Origin of the sequence: Rathayibacter sp. PhB152 (assembly GCF_003751395.1) — a bacterium.
Taxonomy (GTDB): Bacteria; Actinomycetota; Actinomycetes; order Actinomycetales; family Microbacteriaceae; genus Rathayibacter; species Rathayibacter festucae.
This window is the reverse complement of the sequence record NZ_RJUT01000001.1, coordinates 255755-271953: the sequence shown is the minus strand read 5'-3', so window position 1 is coordinate 271953 and position 16199 is coordinate 255755. Positions and strand designations below refer to the sequence as shown.

Sequence of the window (16199 nt, the reverse complement as noted above, 5' to 3'; positions counted from 1 at the left end):
CGAGACCTGCGCAGCCGAACTCCGGAGCCGAGCAGCGGCGGTCCCGGCATGAACGGCGTCGGCCCGATCGACGTCGCCTTCACCGCGCCGATCGGCGTCACCGTGAAGGGCGACCTCTGGTCCTGCGTGGAGGTGCCGGACTCCGCCGCGCTGTTCGGCACCGGCAAGGCCGTGAAGGTCGTCGCGAGCGTCGACGGCGAGCCGCTCACCGCCGGCCTGATGCCCACGGGCGCCGGCGGCCACATGCTCTCGATCAGCGCCAAGCTCCGCAAGAAGCTCGGCAAGGACCTCGGCGACGAGGTCGCCGTCCACCTGACGGAGCGCCTGACCTGACGGCCGGACCGCGGGAGAACGGTGGATCTCGATACGCCCGCGGAGCGGGCTACTCGATCAGCATGTATCGACGACCGGCCCCTGTGCATGCTGGTCGAGTAGACCCCGTATCGAGACCATACGTCCAGCAGAACGGCGGATCTCGATACGCCCGCAATGCGGGCTACTCGATCAGCATGGGACGGCCACTCCCGCAGCACGTGGTCACGGCAGGACGCCGTCCGGGCTCCGCCACTCCGGGTGGCGGGCCTCGACCGCGTCGGCGGTGGCGTACTGGGTCTCTGTCGTCAGGGCGAACGGGCTCTGGACGTCGATCTGCACGTAGTCGAGGCGGTCCCAAACGGAGACGTGCCAGTCGCCCGGGGAGTCGCCGTCCCAGGTCGCCGTGCCCTCGGCGCCCGGCCGGGTGAACCACAGCTCGGCGCCCTCGCCGGTCTCCGCGGCGTCCTGCGTCAGCTCGTCCGCGACCCAGCCGTCGGCGAGCAGCTCGCTGCCGATCGCCTCCTGGATCTCCCGACTCGCCTCGGGCCCCGCCCCCTGCGGCACCAGGCGCAGGAACAGTTCCACGAAGCGCTCGTCGTCGTGCCGCGCCGAGGGCTTGCCACCGCGCACCGACACCCGGAGGTCCGCGCCGATCACCACCGGATGCAGCGACTCCGCGGCACCCACCGCGCCGTCGCCGAGCTCCTCCGCGGCGAGGATCTGCTCGTCGACGCCCGCCGTCGGCCCCGCCGCGCACCCGGTCAGCAGCCCGAGCAGCACGACGCCCGCGACCGCCGCCCGCCTCGATCTCATCCGCTCACCGTATCGACAGGTGCAGTCGGGCCCCGCGAGGGCTATGCTCCGCGAGACGCGACCCGACGCGGATGGACGGATCCTGGCCGGCCACGATCGTCGGTGCGCCCGCATTCGGAGACCCCTTGGACGCTCGACGACGCCTGCTGGTGGGAGCCGGAGCGGTCGCCCTAGTGCTGGTCGCGGGGGCCCTCGTGCTCGACGCGACCGCCGGTAGCCCCGGCGACGGCACCCGGATCAGCGCGGGCGCGACCAGCTCCGCGACCAGCTCCTCCCCCGGCGCGCCCTCCTCCGGCACCACCTCCTCCCCCGGCGCCGCCGCCACCCCGAGCGCGACCTCCGCCGCCACCGTGACCCCGCAGGACCCGTCGAACCCCGCCGCCGTCGCCGACCCCTCCGCCCCGCTCGAGGTCTCCGGCCCCGCCCCTGTCGACACCGGCCTGCCCGATTCCACCCCGCGCGCCGCCCTCGTCTCCCTGCCGCTGCCGGCCGCCGCGAGCGCCACCCGCGCGCTGGTCGCCGGCTACCCCTCCGCCGTCGTCGCCCCGCTGCCCGACTCGGTCGTCGCCTCGAGCTCGGTCGAGCCCGCCGGCGACGCGCTGCGCTCGGGCCTCACCGCGACCGTCGCCCTGGATGCGGAGCAGATCGTCGAGAGCTACCGCCGCTCGCTCGCCGCGCAGGGCTTCACCTCCGCCGCCGTCGACGCCCCCGCCGACGGCGCCGCGATGGTCTTCACCGCGGGCGAGGACAGCGTGAGCCTCTCGGTCACCCCCACCGGCACCCCGCGGATGAGCTACTCGCTCATCGCCGTCCTGCACCCGAGCGGCGGCTAGACGTGTACATCTCCCTGTCCGACCGGCCCGAGGGCGCCGCGGAGCAGCCCGCGCGCGGCACCGGCCCGTCGCGCATCGCCCCCGCCGTCATCGCCCTCGGCATCGTCAGCCTCTTCACCGACATCTCCTCGGAGTCGACCGCCGCGATCCTCCCCTTCTACATCACCGCCGCGCTGGGCATGTCGACGCTCGCGTACGGCTTCCTCGACGGGCTGTACCAGGGCGTCAGCGCCTTCGTCCGGATCGGCGCCGGCTGGACCGCCGACCGCACCGACCGCCCCAAGCTCGTCGCCCTCGCCGGCTATGGGGTGTCTGCGATCGCGCGCCTGGGCCTGCTGGTCGGCAGCGGCCCCGCGGCCCTCACCGCGGTCGTCACCGTCGATCGCCTCGGCAAGGGCATCCGCACCGCGCCCCGCGACGCGATGATCTCCGCCTCGTCCGAGCCCGCGTCGCTCGCCCGCTCCTTCGGCGTGCACCGGATGCTCGACACCGTCGGCGCGACGATCGGGCCGCTCCTGGCGTTCGTCGTGCTGCTGCTCGTGCCGGACGGCTACTCGACGGTCTTCGTGCTGTCGGCCGCGTTCGCGACGCTCGGCGTGGTCGTGCTGCTGCTGTTCGTGCCGGACGTGCGGACGCGCATCGCCAGCGGCGCGGCGCGGACGAAGCTGCCCTGGCGCCGCCTCTGGGACCGGCGCCCGCGCCGCCTCCTGCTCGCTGCCGGCCTGCTCGGGCTGCTCACGGTCGGCGACGGCTTCGTCTACCTGGTGCTGCAGAGCCGCAGCGGCTTCGCGGCGCAGTGGTTCCCGCTGCTGTACGTCGGGACGAACGCCGCGTACCTCGCGCTCGCGATCCCGTTCGGCCGCCTCGCCGACCGCTGGGGCCGCGCGCGGATGTTCGCCGCCGGCCACGTGCTGCTGCTCGCCGTCTACGTGCTCGCGGCGTCGCCCGCCTCCGGGCTGGCCGTGACGATCGCCTGCCTGCTGCTGCTCGGCGCCTTCTATGCGGCGACCGACGGCGTGCTCGCGGCCGTCGCCGGGGCGAGCGTGCCCGCCGAGATCCGGGCGAGCGGGATCGCCGCGGCCCAGACGGTCGTCGCGGTCGCGCGGCTGTTCGCCTCGGTCGGCTTCGGAGCGCTGTGGCTGTGGCTCGGCCGGGAGGGCGCGATGATCGCCGTCGCCGTCGGCCTCGCGGTGGCGCTCCCCCTGGCGGTGCTGCTGCTGCGCGAGCGCTTCGCGGAGAAGAAGGAATGACGGCCGGTCAGGCGGGCCGCCTCTCGGACCGCGCGCGCTGGATCATCGCCGTGCTGGCCGCCGTCGCCCTGCTCGGCGGCGCGGCTGTGTACGGGGCCGGCGCCTGGGCGCGGTACCAGGCGCGCGCCTCGGCCGACTCAGCCGTCGCCGTCTCGACCGGCGCCCCCGCGGACGGCGACCGGATCGTCTTCCGCAACACCGCGAGCGGCCAGGGCTACGGGCTCGTCGCCTCCGTCCCGCTGGCCGACCCGGGCGCCGCGCGCACCCTCACCGACCGCGCCTGCGACCGCGTCGCCGCGACCGAGTCGATGGAGCTCTGCCTGCGGACCGACCGCGGCGTGCTGACCACCTTCGAGGCCGTGCTGACCGGCGCCGACGGCGAGACCCTGCAGACGTGGCCGCTGCCCGGCATCCCCAGCCGCGCCCGCATCAGAGACGGGATGCTGAGCACGACCGCGTTCGTCACCGGGCACTCGTATGCGCCGACCACGTTCTCCACGCAGACCGTCATCCGCTCGCTCGACCCGGCCGTCCCGGACCCGGGCGATCTGGAATCCTTCGCGCTGAGCGTCGCCGGGGCGCCGCTGACGGCCGCCGACCGGAACCTGTGGGGGGTCACGTTCGCGGACGACGGGGACACCTTCTATGCGACCGCCGCGTCGGGGTCGCGGACGTGGCTGGTGCGCGGGAGCATGTCGGCGCGGACGATGACCGCGATCCACGACACGGCCGAGTGCCCGTCGCTGTCGCCGGACGAGACGCGGGTCGCGTACAAGAAGGACGTCGGGGACGGGGTGCCGGACTGGCGGATCGCGGTGCTCGACCTGGCGTCGGGGGTGGAGACGGTGCTGCCGGAGGAGCGGAGCGTGGACGATCAGGTGGTGTGGCTCGACGACGGGACGCTGCTGTACGGGCTGCCGCGGGAAGGGGCGGCGGGGGATACGGATGTCTGGTCGATCTCGGCCAGTGGGGCGGGTGATCCCGAACTGTACCTCGAACACGCGTGGTCACCGTCGGTCGTCCGACCTTGAAGCGAAGCCCGCACCGCCGGCCACGGAGGCGCTAGGACTGAACCTCAGACGTCTCGAAAAACGCCATAATTTCGCCTTGGGCGACAGAGTTGCTTAGCTCGTATTCGAATCGAGTCGACTTCGCGGCCCACCTCCCCCACCATGGGTGTCCCGATTTAGATGCACGCCTCGACCGACGCTCGCCTCTAGGTCACTCAGAGTTCGTGCGCCACAATGGACTATGGCCTGACCGATCGTTAGGAACCGATCGTTCGCAACGTTGTGGTCAGCAGTCAGGTAGCCTTGATGAATCGGAACAAGCGAGTGCTAGTTCCTCAACACTCAGAGAAAAGGTGCTTCAGTTGGCAGGAAAATCCGTCGCGGCCAGCGTCGCAGTGGCGCTTCTACTTACACTAACCGCATGCGGCGCTGCAAGTCCCGATAGTGCCATAGACGGAAATGCCTCAATGCCTGCATCTTCGGACGAAATAAAAGGGGAACAGTACGAGGATGTAGCCGAAACACTGCGCGACGCTGGCTTCACAAGGATCGAAGCAGCCCCTCTTGGCGATCTGGTAACCGGCTGGCTAAAGAGCCCCGGCGAAATCGAAGAGGTAACGGTCGGCGATAAGAGCTCTTTTCGAGAGGGAGATGCATTCCCCACTAGCGCACAGATAGTGATCTCGTATCACTCATTTGACGACAAGACGAAATCATCGGACAACTCGACGCCCGAAGCGTCGAGTTCGCGCGAGGATGTACTAACAGTCGAAAACAGCGAGGACTTCGCCGCCTTGGTGTCCGGACCAGTCTCCGGCTCCTCGGTGCGGGAATTCGTGGAAAAGTACAGCGGAGCATCGATTCAACTTGATGGCCATATAACCTTCCTTATTGATAGCGAAAGAGCCGTATATTCTACAGCCACCATTGTCGCAGGCGACGTCGACGGCTTAGAAACAGGTCCACGCTTCAAAATCACTCCGATTCTTCTTCCGGAGGACTCACCTCTTCAGCAGAAAGATCTGACTGAGGGGCAGAGTATTCGCCTAACGGCTTCCGTCGGGTACTTTTATACGTTTGAGGAGAGCTCAACCTTCGTCCCCGAACGTGATTCCAGAGTTGTACTTTCAGTGGAAATGGGCTCGCTGGAACTGAGGAACTGAAGGAGCCGAGTCGTCGGCCCTACTCCAAACGACCATGTCAGAGCAGCTCGAGCAACTGGGATTTCTTGCGGTCGTACTCCTCCTGAGTAATGGCGCCGGAGGTCAGCAGGCCGTGAAGAGCTGCAATTCGCTGCGCAACGTCAGGGCCCGATCCGCCAGCGGGAGTGACGGCGTCCGAAGCAGTCAAGCTCGGCTGGGCCGATTCCTCGCTCCTGAGCACTTCAGAAGCCGTCTGGGCCGCTAATGCGCGGTGTTCCTCCACTAGAGACGTGACTGTCGACGCGCCGATCCTCGCCCGGTGAAGGTCGAGCGCGAACACATACTCGCGACCATATGCCGTGATTCTCAGCGCCCCGCCCTGAGGCGAGTCGACGACGTCTGCAGTCTCCACTGCATCGAGGGTGATTGCCGCTTCGACGCCGCGGTGCGTCCACTCCACGGCGTCGTCGAAGACGGTCACTACCGCTTTGTCCCGCTTGTCACCAAACGGGGACGACCACAGCTTCTGGTGCGAGCTCGCAGGTTGAGCATCGGCACCCGCTGCCGACGCGGAGGGCTCCTTGGTTGCGGGAGTGGACGGGGATCCGGTTCCCGCCAGCGACACCGCGCGCCGGATGGCCGAATCCAGCCGTCCCCGCGCAAAGCCGAGCTCTCCTTGCGAGGTTTTGCCCGTCACTCCCAGGAGGGAGTTAGACGTCGTGGCGCCAGAGATTGTCGCGACGGCGCCGGACCGCTCGCCCGTAACGGACACCGAGATGTTGCCGTCCCAGTGCCGATAGGAGCTCTTCGCCCGCAGCAGCACGAACCCGGACGCCGGATCGGCGTTCTGCACTGCCATGCGGCATTGCGCTGCCGCCGTCAGCACAGCTCGGAAAACCACCTCCTCCGACACGCCCGGAAACGAAAGACGCCCGTTGCTCAGCGCAGAGGAGAAGAAGCCCATGCTTTGATAATGCCGCACATCACCAACAACCGAGGCTCGCTGGTGCAATAACGATCCGCGAAGCTTTCGGGTGCGGACCGCGCGATGAGTCGTCGCCTGCGCGAGCCTCGCGGCGCCAGTGACCGCTACATCCCACAGCCGTAGGGGCTGAACACAACCGCTCGAGAGTCCAGAGGACGTCTCGCTGGCCCTGGTAATGAAGGATCGTCGCACGCTGAGCGATACTGTGACCCGGGCGGGACGCCTGACGGGTCCGAAACCCGGCGCATGTCGGCGAGGTCCCCTTGCCGCCTGCGTGAGACGAGGGCCTTGAAGGAGACACTCTGTGAAAGCTGTGGACGCCAACCTGTTGGAGTTGCTGAAGAAAGCCGACCGCTTCGTCGTGCCGATCTACCAGCGGGTGTACTCGTGGGGTGAAGCGGAGTGCGGACAGCTCTGGAACGACATCACTAGGGCAGGCGCACGCGATGAGCTGAGCAGCCACTTCACTGGATCGATCGTCTACATCGAGCGAGGCCAGGGGACGCGGACATCGAGCGAGCCCGACCTCCTCATCGACGGTCAGCAACGAGTCACGACAGTGACGTTGCTCCTCGCAGCTGTCGCCGCTCGTCTGGACGAGCTTCCCGAGGAGGAGCGGGAGCCGGTGGCTGGGTTCGCCCCGCAGAAGATCCGCGGGCTGTATCTGACGAACCAGTACGAGTCCGGGGACGGGTTCTTCAAGCTGATTCTCTCGCAGCGGGACAAGGAGGCACTGAAGGCCGTTATTCAGAACGCTCCTCTGCCGACCACGACCTCACGGGTCGTCACCAACTACCTCTACTTCGTCGACCTCCTGCGCGGTGCATCTAGCGACGCCATCATCGACGTCTGCCGCGGCCTGGCCAAGCTGGTCGTGGTTGACGTGAAGCTGACCCGGGGCACCGACGATCCGCAGCTCGTTTTCGAGTCGATGAACGCGACCGGCAAGAAGCTCTCCCAAGCCGACCTGATCAGGAACTTCGTACTGATGGACCTGTCGCCGTCCAGGCAGGAGCGGCTCTACGAGGCCTACTGGTTCCCCATGGAGCGACAGTTCCAGGGGGCTGACGAGAGCCGGTTCGACGAGTTCGTGCGCCACTTCCTCACCGTGAAAACACTCGCGATCCCGCGCATCGATGAGATCTACGACGCCTTCAAGAGCTATGCCTCGGATGAGGATCGGAACGGGACCGACCGCGACCAGCTGGTGACCGACCTGAACCGCCACGCCGGCTGGTTCGCGGCCATGGCGCTCGGCGCGGAGACAGATCCCGCACTGGCTAAGCGCTTCCGTGAGCTCGACCAGCTGGCTACAGTCGCTTACCCCTTCCAGTTGCGCCTCTACTCGGACTACATCGCGGGCGTCCTCGACAGCCGCGAGTTCGTCGAGATCCTCGACGCGATCATCGCGTACCTGTTCCGCCGCGCCGTCTGCAGGATCCCCACCAACAGCTTGAACAAGACCTTCGCGACCCTCTCCTCCTCCATCGACACCGCCCACTATGTCGAGAGCGTCTGCAGTCGGCTCCTGACGCTTCCGGACTACAGGCGTTTCCCCACGAACGAGGAGTTCGAGGAGGCCTTGAAGACCGCCGACATGTACCACCTCAAGCGACGCGGCTACTTCTTCCGCGAGATGGAAAACCACGGCCGGAAGGAAGAAGTCTCCACAGCGGAGTACACCATCGAGCACATCATGCCCCAGCACATCACCCGCGACTGGCAGCAGGAACTCGGAACCGACTGGGAGGCCGTCCACGACCGCTACCTGCACACGCTCGGCAACTTGACCCTCACCGGTTACAACCCGGAGTACTCAGACCGGCCGTTCCGCGAGAAGCGGGACATGCCGGGTGGATTCCGCGACAGCCCCCTCCGCCTCAACAAAGGACTCGGGCAACTCGAAAGGTGGGAAGCGTCGAGTATCGAGCGACGCGCGGCCTCGCTCGCGGCGCAAGCCAGAAGGATCTGGGCCATGCCGGCCCTCGACGAGCCGGTACTCGCCCAGTATCGCGAACGGTTCAGCGACTCCAGGCGATTCGACTGGTCCCAAGCGCACTCCATCCTCGACGCGCTACCCACAGGGCGCTGGACGAGTTACAACAACCTCGCCGAAGCAGTCGGCACCGGCGCACAGGCCATGGCGCGACATCTCGCCGGATGCAGCAGGTGCGTGAACGCTTACCGGGTGCTGACCTGGGACGGCACCATTGCTGAAGAGTTCCGCTGGCCCGACACGGAAGACAAGCGCAACCCCGCGGACGTGCTCACGGCGGAGGGAGTGACTCTCACAGGAAGACGGGCCGACCCGGAGCAGCAGATCTCCTTGGAAGAACTCCTCGCGCTCATCGGGGAGGACGAACGGTAGCGCCACTGGTAGTCCTGTCGCGCGCTTGCTGATAAACAGCGTGAGACGCCCCGGAGGAACGCGCGCTTCGAACATCGTGCGCGCGCCACAAGTGGGTAGATCGTCAGGCATCAGTTTCCCGCGGCGTGATATAGATGGCGGCCGGTGAACCACAGTCCTGTCTGCATCGATCTGCGGTAGGTTCCTAGGTACCCGATCGGCTTCACGAACACCTCAACTTTCCATGACTGCACACCGCTGACTGGGAGCTTGTTACCCCGATTCCTCAGATCGCCATACCAGGAGTCCGCCGTCGACGTGACGAACACGGCCGTCCGATTCTCTGACGAAGTTGGGACAAGGAACGCCGAAGGATCAGAATCGCCGCCCTCACCCAGATGGCCGTAGAGATGAAGAGAATCACCTGGGTGAGCGGGGTCAAGCGAGAAAGAATATTTGTTGACTCCGCGAGTCGGAGTCTCGACCTCGCGGAGCCACTGCTGCCAGCGTCGCGGCAAGGGTCGAACGTGAGGTGGCAGTTCAACCCAGTCTGGCTTGGGCCGTCCAACAGGGTACCGGCCGCGACGAAGAAGAGCAGCACCAAGGAAGATGTCAAGATTGCCGTCTGAGTCCCATATTTCGGAGATTAGCCTTAGGGTAGGATCGTCGGTGGGCTTTCCCTTGTCGTACCACCAGGCGAGCCCTAGATCTGGACGGGTCCAACCCAGGCGATACATCAGCAGAGTTTGCAGGGCTGTCCAATAACCCCTCAATTGAGGATGCGGATCTCCGTCCCTCGGTGCGGCGGGAACGGCTCGCTGGCCGTGTTCCAGCGCGACCGCACGGAGGGTGTCGGGGACACCCCAGTACCACTCGAATTGGCCGCCCCACAGAGTGGGCGGCTGTTCAGGAGACGCATATTGGCGCGGAAATGCGGTGCGTTCGATATCTTGCAATATCTCATCCTCCATATGTACCGCCGATTAACGGAATTGGCAGATTCTCCTCACAATGGTGCAGGTTCCCCTATCCATGCCGTTTGAAACTGGCTCCGCTTTGCGGGGACGGCGTCTGGGTTGAATGCCGTACTCGGTTTCATGGAAGCAGGGCTTCTAGCTGATCTATGCCGCACGTTCGGCTTCGCTCCGAGTCTTCTCATACAGCCCCATCTCGACAAGCACGCCCACGATCGAGGCGAAGTCGCCCTTTTGCAGAAGCGCTTTCATGGCGTTGCTGTGGCCGGCGGCGGAGGCGTAGATGACGTCTTCGAGTTCGGCAGCGATGGTGGGTGAGGTTACGAAGTCGATGGGAGTGTTGGCCATCGCTTCGGCTTGGATTCTGGGGTTGTCGACAACGTGACGGAGGATCGTCTCTGTGGCGCTGACGCCGTTGATCTCGTCGACATCGGTGCCGGCGAACAGGCCGTTGATCTTGTCGATCACGTCCTGCAGCAGCCCGTACTTCGCCTCTCTCGGCTGAGCCGACCCTGCCGCAGTGACGCCGGCCAGCTGACCCGTCTCGCCTGTCGTGAGGCCGAGGTTCTGAGCATCGAGCTTTCGGAGGCGGTAGTGGGTGAGGATGATGTCGTCGGTATTGATCGCCGAAGGCTCTGCGTCCTGGCGCTCGATGACGCGGCGGTAGACGCGCAGGAAGATCGCCCACTTCTCGATGTCGGTGTCGCCGTAGTCCATGATCTGCGACAGGAAGTCGTAGGCCTTCACGAACGCGAAGACGGTCTGGCGGAACTCGTCAAGGCGGCCCTTCTCGAGGTCGTCGGAGGTATCGACGGCGTCGCTCCAGCGGGTCCAGAACACGTCGCGGGACGCCTTGATGTGCGAGTACAGGGTGTTGTGGCTGGACTTGGTGAGCCACGCGTCGACGACGGCGTCGACGTCGTGGGGGTCGATGATGCTCATGCTGCGCAGCTTGCCGAGCATGTCGTGGATGATGTTCGGGTCTGACGGCTTGGTCAGTTCAGCGTCTTCGTAGTAGGTCTGGAACGCTTCGAGAATCTGGTCCGGGTCGTTGACGAAGTCGATGACGTACGTGTTCTCCTTCCCGGGGATCACCCGGTTCAGTCGAGACAGCGTCTGGACGGCCGTGATCCCGGAGAGCTTCTTGTCGACGTACATGCCCACCAGGAGCGGCTGGTCGAACCCTGTCTGGAACTTGTTCGCGACGATCATCACCTGGAACTCATCCTCCGCGAACGCCGCCTCCAACGACCGCCCCTTCAGGCCCGCGTTCATCGACGTCTCCGTGAAGTCCTTCGGCCCAGACTCCGCGTCGAGCACAGACCCGGAGAACGCGACGAGTGCCCCGAGCTGACCGTCGAGCTTGTTGTCCTTCAAGTAGGCGTCGATGGCGAGCTTGTAGCGCACGGCCTCCTTGCGGGACCCGGTGACGACCATCGCTTTCGCGCGGCCGCCGAGCTCGCTGCGGACGTTCGTGCGGAAGTGCTCGACGATCACGGCGACCTTCTGAGCGATGTTGGTGGGATGCAGCCGTACCCACCGCATCACCTCACTGCTGGCCTTCACCGTGTCGATCTCCACATCCACCCCGGTCGCACGGTCGGTGTGGGCGAGGGTGAACGCGAGGTCGTAGGGGAGGTAGTTCTTCAGCACGTCGAGAATGAAGCCCTCCTCGATCGCCTGCTTCATCGAATACAGATCGAACGCACGCTTGGTGCCCGTCTCGTCCTCGCGGCCGAACAGCTCGACCGTCTTCCCCTTCGGCGTCGCCGTGAACGCCAGGAACGAGATCGTTCCGACCCCGACCTTCCGCGCCATCACATCTGCAAGCACATCCTCGACATCCGCAGACCCCTCCCCCGCCTCATCGGCATCTGCCGCGCCGGCGGTGAGGACCTGCTTGAGAGAGGACGCGGCCTCGCCGCTCTGCGAGGAGTGCGCCTCGTCCGCGATGACCGCGTACCGGCGACCGGCAAGACCCGCGTGCTTCTCGATCGTGGCCAACGCATGCGGGAACGTCTGCAACGTCACCCCAATGATCTGCTTCCCCGCCAGCAGCGCCTCCGCGAGCTGCGCGGACTTCGATGCATCTCCACCGCGCGTGATCGGCTGGAACACACCCGACGTAGTTTCCAGCTGCTCGACAGCGCGCTGCAGCTGGCCGTCGAGGACCTGCCGGTCCGAGACCACGATGACGCCGTCGAACACCTTGGTGCCGTCCGCGTCGTGCAGCTGCGCCATCCGGTGCGCAGCCCACGCTATGGAGTCGGTCTTCCCCGAGCCGGCGGAGTGCTGGATCAGGTAGTTGTGGCCAGGGCCTTCCTCCAGCACGGACCGTTCGAGCTTCGTGACGGCCCGCCACTGGTGATACCGCGGGAACCGCAGCGACTTCGCGTACGTTTTCTTCCCATCGATGGGGTCGGTCTTCTCCTCGAACCTGTAGTGCAGGAACCGCCCGAGAAGATCCAGCCACGTACCCCGGTCGAGGATCTCCTCCCAGAAGTACGCGGTCGGGCTCGTCCCCGGAATTGCCGCATTGCCCGCGCCGTTTGCTCGGCCGCGGTTGAAGGGGAGGAAGCGCGTGTTCGGCCCGTCGAGCTTTGTCGTCATGTGCACCTCCTCGTTCGTGACGACGAAGTGCACGAGAGCACCACGTCCGAACGTCAGCAGCGGCTCACCCTCCGGCTTCCGGTCCTGGGCGTACTGCTTCAGACCGGCAGAGAGGCTCTGCGTCAGATCGGTCTTCAGCTCGATCGTGGACACCGGTATGCCATTCACGAACAGGGCGAGGTCGATGCGGTTGCCGTTCTTGCTCGAGTAGACAACCTGGCGCATCACGCGCAGACGGTTCGCCGCGAAGCGTCCGGCCGTCTTCGGATTGAGCGAGGTCGCGGGCCGTGCCTGGAAGAGCGAGAACTTCGCGTTCAACACTCCGACGGAGGCTTTCAGCACGTTGAGCGTGCCGCCCCCATTCATCGGATCGTTCGTCTGCGCCGTGGTTATGCGATCGAGGATTTGCTTGCGTCCGAGCTCTCGAGATGCCTCGTTCGCGCCCGGCTTCACCAGCTTGTCGAGCTGCTCCGGCTGCGTCTCCTCAAACCACGCGAACACGTCGGCGGGAAACAGTGCCCGCCCCTTGTCGTACCCCTCGTCATCAGTGGAGTACTCCCACCCGTGCGCCGCGAGGTACTCACACAGCTCAATTTCGAACGCGTCCTCGTGCTGGATCGCCATCAGTTACCCCCGGTCAACGCCCGCCGCCGTCAGGCCACGCCGCGCACATTGATCTTGCCCGTCACCGCTGCCGAGATGAGCGCGGCCCGCCGCTCCTTCGACAGCGCGATTGCCTCGCGCGCATCCGCGATCGCGGCATCAAGCTCTGCAGTTTCCCGATCGAGGTAGCCAATGATCAACTCCTGCTCGTCGACAGGGGGCGCAGCGATCCCGAGAGCTGCGGCGTCCGCTTGATAGATAGTCTTATGCGTCGACCCATGTACAAGCGAACCGAAGAAAGGCCGCATTGCAAGGAATTGATACCAAAGATATTTCGGAAGCAGTGACGGTTTGCAGATCCAATTCCAATAATCTTGGCTGGTTGCCATCGGTTGCGGCATAATACCCGAGAATCCAACTGACGCCGTTCGGGAAAGAACCACCGTTCCAGCAGGAAGAAGTTCCGCTGCAGAGTTTTGAAGGCCTAAAAGGCTGATTTCGGTACTAGTTTTTCCAAGGTAAGTTTGGCCTCGTCGAAGTTGCCATACATCGGCGAGCGTGAACCATGGTATTGAACAATTTAACCAGTACTCTCCTTTCGACCTACTAGGAGTATGACCGGTCTTCATGGTGGCGAAACGGCGAATGTTCCCCGCTTGCCAATGAACTGGCACGTCGCCGAGCCAACGAACACCACTCTCCCTCGTCTTGCTCGTCGGATCGAGGCCTTTGCTTACGATACGACTGATGGTCGCGGCGCGGCGCTCGGCGAGCAATGCGATGAGCTCCTCCTGATCCGCGATGAACGCATCGATCTCCGCCGTCTCCCGATCGAGAAAGCTCACCAGTCGCTTCTGATCTTCCTCCGTCGGGACCGGCGCGTGCATAGAACCAAGAGCTCCGGATGCAATCTCTAAAAACGTCGTTCCCTGACCACGTCGCATCATTTCCGACTTCGCAGCCTGAAGAATGTAGAGCAGAAAGCCCGGAATAAGGGAGCGGTTCGGAATGAGGGCTTTGCATCCTTGGTTGAAAGCGGTCAATTCTGTGCTGAGCGCCACATAGCCAATCGGCGCACGAGTTGACACGAGGACCGATCCGGGGCCGACAGCTGCGGATCCCCCAAGAAGGCCTTTTACCGTCAGTGTCCTGCCGGTTTTACCAAGAAATCCACCATTAACCGAGCCGAGGTCCACCGGTGTCGCCCACGCGATCGGACCGTCCCAGTTCAACGGATCGGGCGATGGTGTGCCGCCGTTCACTATTCTGGCAACGTGCCGTAGTGGAGCCCGCTTCCAGGTGAACGGCAGCGCACCGAGCCAATCGGTTTCGACGGACTCGTTGCCTGATCTGGGTCGATGGTCCGTCACGCTTTCACCGCCGCGAGTCGGGTGCGGATGCGGCCGAGTACCGCTTCGAGGTCGGCGTCGATCGCTTCGAGCGAGCGTGGTGGCACGTACTGGTAGAAATGCCGCGTAAAGGGGATCTCGCAGCCCTCCTTCGTCTTCGACTCGTCGATCCACGCATCTGGGGCGAATGGCGTCACCTCGCGCTCGAAGTACTCGTGGATGTTTTCGGTCCATGGGACGTTCTCGGTGTCGCGAAGTGTGGCGTCAGCCTCAGGGTGACCCTTTGCGTCCTTCACGATTGGCGCGTTCTCGTCTCGCTTCGACAGCGTGCCTAGGATGACCTTGTATTGCGCGGGAGTCATCGTGACGCCGTTGCCGTCGAGCCGGCGCTTGAGTTTCTTGCGGAACTCGGCGAGGTCCGTGGTCGGCCCGATCTCCGCCTCCTCCACTGACACGACGAAGTCCTTCCACTCCACCTTTGCCAGGGCCTTCGTCTCCCGCGCGACGGCCAGCCGGTCCGGTGTGAGTGCCCAGTTCAGCCGCAGCGGCCGCTCGACCGTGATGGTGCGGTAGAAGAAGTCCTCCGTCGCGAAGGTCTTCGAACGCGCCTCGTCCGTTTCACCGCTGTAGAGCTTCACCAGCGTGGCGATGTCGTCGGGGCCCAGCTCGTTGCGCTTGGAGCCGAGGCCCTTGCGCATCTTGCGGAACAGCTTCGTCCCGTCGATCAGCTGCACCTTGTCGACTCGATCGGCGCTCTTCTTCGTCGCGAGTACCCAAATGTAGGTCGCGATCCCGGTGTTGTAGAACATGTCGGTCGGCAACGCGATGATTGCCTCGAGCAGGTCGCGCTCGAGCACCCACTTGCGGATATTCGACTCCCCCGACCCCGCACCACCCGTGAACAGAGGGCTGCCATTCAGCACGATCGCCGCGCGCCCACCGCCCTGCTCGGCGGTCCGCATCTTCGAGATCAGGTGCATCAGGAACAGCATCGAACCATCCGACACCCGCGGCAGGCCGGCGCCGAAGCGCCCCGCATAACCGCGAAGGGTGTGCTCGTCGGTGACATCCTTCTGCTGCTTCTTCCAGTCGACGCCGAACGGCGGGTTGGAGAGTCCGTAGCTGAAGGTCGCGCCAGCGTGGCCGTCGTTGATGAGGGTGTCGCCGAAGTAGATTGCGTCGACCGACTGGCCCTTGACGGTCATGTCTGCCTTGCAGATCGCGTACGACTGCGGGTTGATCTCCTGGCCAGCGAGCGTGAGTACAGCCGACGGGTTCGCGCTGCGGATGTGATCCTCAGCGACCGAGAGCATGCCGCCGGTGCCAGCCGTCGGGTCGTAGACCGACCGCACGACGTTCGCCTTCGCGAGGGTGTCCGATTCCGGGGCGAGCAGCACGTCGACCATCAGCTCGATCACGTCCCGGGGGGTGAAGTGCTCACCGGCCGTCTCGTTCGACGCCTCCGCAAACTTGCGGATGAGCTCCTCGAAGATGTGCCCCATCTCCTCGTTCGGCACCTGCGCCGGCGAAAGATCGACCGCCGCGAAGCGCTGCGCGACTAGGAACAGGAGGTTGTGCTCGTCAAGCTCTGCGATCCGGTCAGAGATCTTGTACTTGTCGAAGATGTCCTTCACGTTCTCCGAGAACCCGGAGACGAAGTCGAGCAGGTTCGCCGCGAGGTTCTCCGAATCGCCGAGGGCGGTCTTCAGGTCGAACTTCGACTCGTTCCAGAAGGAGTAGGAGTGTCCCGCCCTGTTCCGCAGCAGCGACGCCCGCACCGGAATGCCGTCGGCCGCGGCCTGCTCCACCGCCGCGAACACTGCTTGCTTCGTCGGTTCAAGCACCGCGTCGAGGCGACGGAGCACTGTGAAGGGCAAAATGATGTCGCCGTACTGGTGAGCCTTGAAGCTCCCCCGAAGCAGGTCAGCGATCGACCAGATGAACGTGGCGTGATTGTTACTCAAGTCT

At 65.1% G+C, this 16199-nt stretch carries 11 protein-coding genes; 6 read left to right on the top strand and 5 right to left on the bottom strand.

Annotation, left to right across the window (positions count from 1 at the left end):
* Nucleotides 1-48: 48 nt before the first annotated feature.
* Entirely contained in the window at nt 49-333 is a 285-nt protein-coding gene (locus EDF36_RS01145) for a DUF1905 domain-containing protein (RefSeq protein ID WP_123731556.1), read from the top strand.
* A 204-nt stretch (nt 334-537) separates the two neighbouring features.
* Here the strand turns inward: EDF36_RS01145 and EDF36_RS01140 are convergent, their stop codons facing one another.
* Nucleotides 538-1128 carry a hypothetical protein gene (locus EDF36_RS01140; RefSeq protein WP_123731555.1) on the bottom strand — a complete coding sequence of 197 codons (591 nt, stop codon included), beginning with the start codon at nt 1126-1128 and terminating at the stop codon, nt 538-540.
* Between the two features lie 125 nt (nt 1129-1253).
* Here EDF36_RS01140 and EDF36_RS21075 point away from each other — a divergent pair, with 125 nt between their 5' ends.
* The 4 genes from EDF36_RS21075 (at nt 1254) to EDF36_RS01120 (ending at nt 5384) form a co-directional block, all read left to right on the top strand.
* The gene (locus tag EDF36_RS21075; RefSeq protein WP_185020320.1) at nt 1254-1961 is read left to right on the top strand and encodes a hypothetical protein; all 708 of its coding nucleotides are present in this window, start codon (nt 1254-1256) and stop codon (nt 1959-1961) included.
* Between the two features lie 2 nt (nt 1962-1963).
* Complete coding sequence (locus EDF36_RS01130; protein ID WP_123731554.1) at nt 1964-3211, top strand: MFS transporter; 1248 nt, start codon at nt 1964-1966, stop codon at nt 3209-3211.
* Nucleotides 3208-4242 carry a hypothetical protein gene (locus EDF36_RS01125; RefSeq protein WP_123731553.1) on the top strand — a complete coding sequence of 345 codons (1035 nt, stop codon included), beginning with the start codon at nt 3208-3210 and terminating at the stop codon, nt 4240-4242. Before EDF36_RS01130 ends, EDF36_RS01125 begins: the two co-directional genes overlap by 4 nt.
* Before the next feature lie 341 nt (nt 4243-4583).
* Nucleotides 4584-5384 carry a DUF4839 domain-containing protein gene (locus tag EDF36_RS01120; RefSeq protein WP_148059936.1) on the top strand — a complete coding sequence of 267 codons (801 nt, stop codon included), beginning with the start codon at nt 4584-4586 and terminating at the stop codon, nt 5382-5384.
* Nucleotides 5385-5421: 37 nt separating this feature from the next.
* Here the strand turns inward: EDF36_RS01120 and EDF36_RS01115 are convergent, their stop codons facing one another.
* Complete coding sequence (locus EDF36_RS01115) at nt 5422-6327, bottom strand: SHOCT domain-containing protein (protein ID WP_148059935.1); 906 nt, start codon at nt 6325-6327, stop codon at nt 5422-5424.
* A 325-nt stretch (nt 6328-6652) separates the two neighbouring features.
* On the opposite strand from EDF36_RS01115, the gene EDF36_RS01110 reads away from it, so the two are divergent.
* Nucleotides 6653-8716 (top strand): DUF262 domain-containing protein, encoded by a 2064-nt coding sequence (locus EDF36_RS01110; protein WP_123731550.1) that lies wholly within the window; start codon nt 6653-6655, stop codon nt 8714-8716.
* A gap of 1100 nt (nt 8717-9816) precedes the next feature.
* Here EDF36_RS01110 and EDF36_RS01105 read toward each other — a convergent pair.
* Genes EDF36_RS01105 through EDF36_RS01095 form a run of 3 tightly spaced genes read right to left on the bottom strand, consistent with a single transcriptional unit; the run spans nt 9817 to nt 16195 of the window.
* Nucleotides 9817-12903, bottom strand: coding sequence for a type I restriction endonuclease subunit R (locus tag EDF36_RS01105; protein WP_123731549.1), 3087 nt, complete (start codon nt 12901-12903; stop codon nt 9817-9819).
* A 29-nt stretch (nt 12904-12932) separates the two neighbouring features.
* Nucleotides 12933-14252 (bottom strand): restriction endonuclease subunit S, encoded by a 1320-nt coding sequence (locus EDF36_RS01100; RefSeq protein WP_123731548.1) that lies wholly within the window; start codon nt 14250-14252, stop codon nt 12933-12935.
* The gene (locus EDF36_RS01095; RefSeq protein WP_123731547.1) at nt 14249-16195 is read right to left on the bottom strand and encodes a class I SAM-dependent DNA methyltransferase; all 1947 of its coding nucleotides are present in this window, start codon (nt 16193-16195) and stop codon (nt 14249-14251) included. Before EDF36_RS01095 ends, EDF36_RS01100 begins: the two co-directional genes overlap by 4 nt.
* Nucleotides 16196-16199: the final 4 nt, after the last annotated feature.

Excerpts from the sequence above, each read along its gene's own strand:
- EDF36_RS01115 (WP_148059935.1), bottom strand. The coding sequence starts at position 6,327 with ATGGGCTTCTTCTCCTCTGCGCTGAGCAACGGGCGTCTTTCGTTTCCG.
- EDF36_RS01125 (WP_123731553.1), top strand. The coding sequence starts at position 3,208 with ATGACGGCCGGTCAGGCGGGCCGCCTCTCGGACCGCGCGCGCTGGATC.
- EDF36_RS01145 (WP_123731556.1), top strand. The coding sequence starts at position 49 with ATGAACGGCGTCGGCCCGATCGACGTCGCCTTCACCGCGCCGATCGGC.
- EDF36_RS01105 (WP_123731549.1), bottom strand. The coding sequence starts at position 12,903 with ATGGCGATCCAGCACGAGGACGCGTTCGAAATTGAGCTGTGTGAGTAC.
- EDF36_RS01140 (WP_123731555.1), bottom strand. The coding sequence starts at position 1,128 with ATGAGATCGAGGCGGGCGGCGGTCGCGGGCGTCGTGCTGCTCGGGCTG.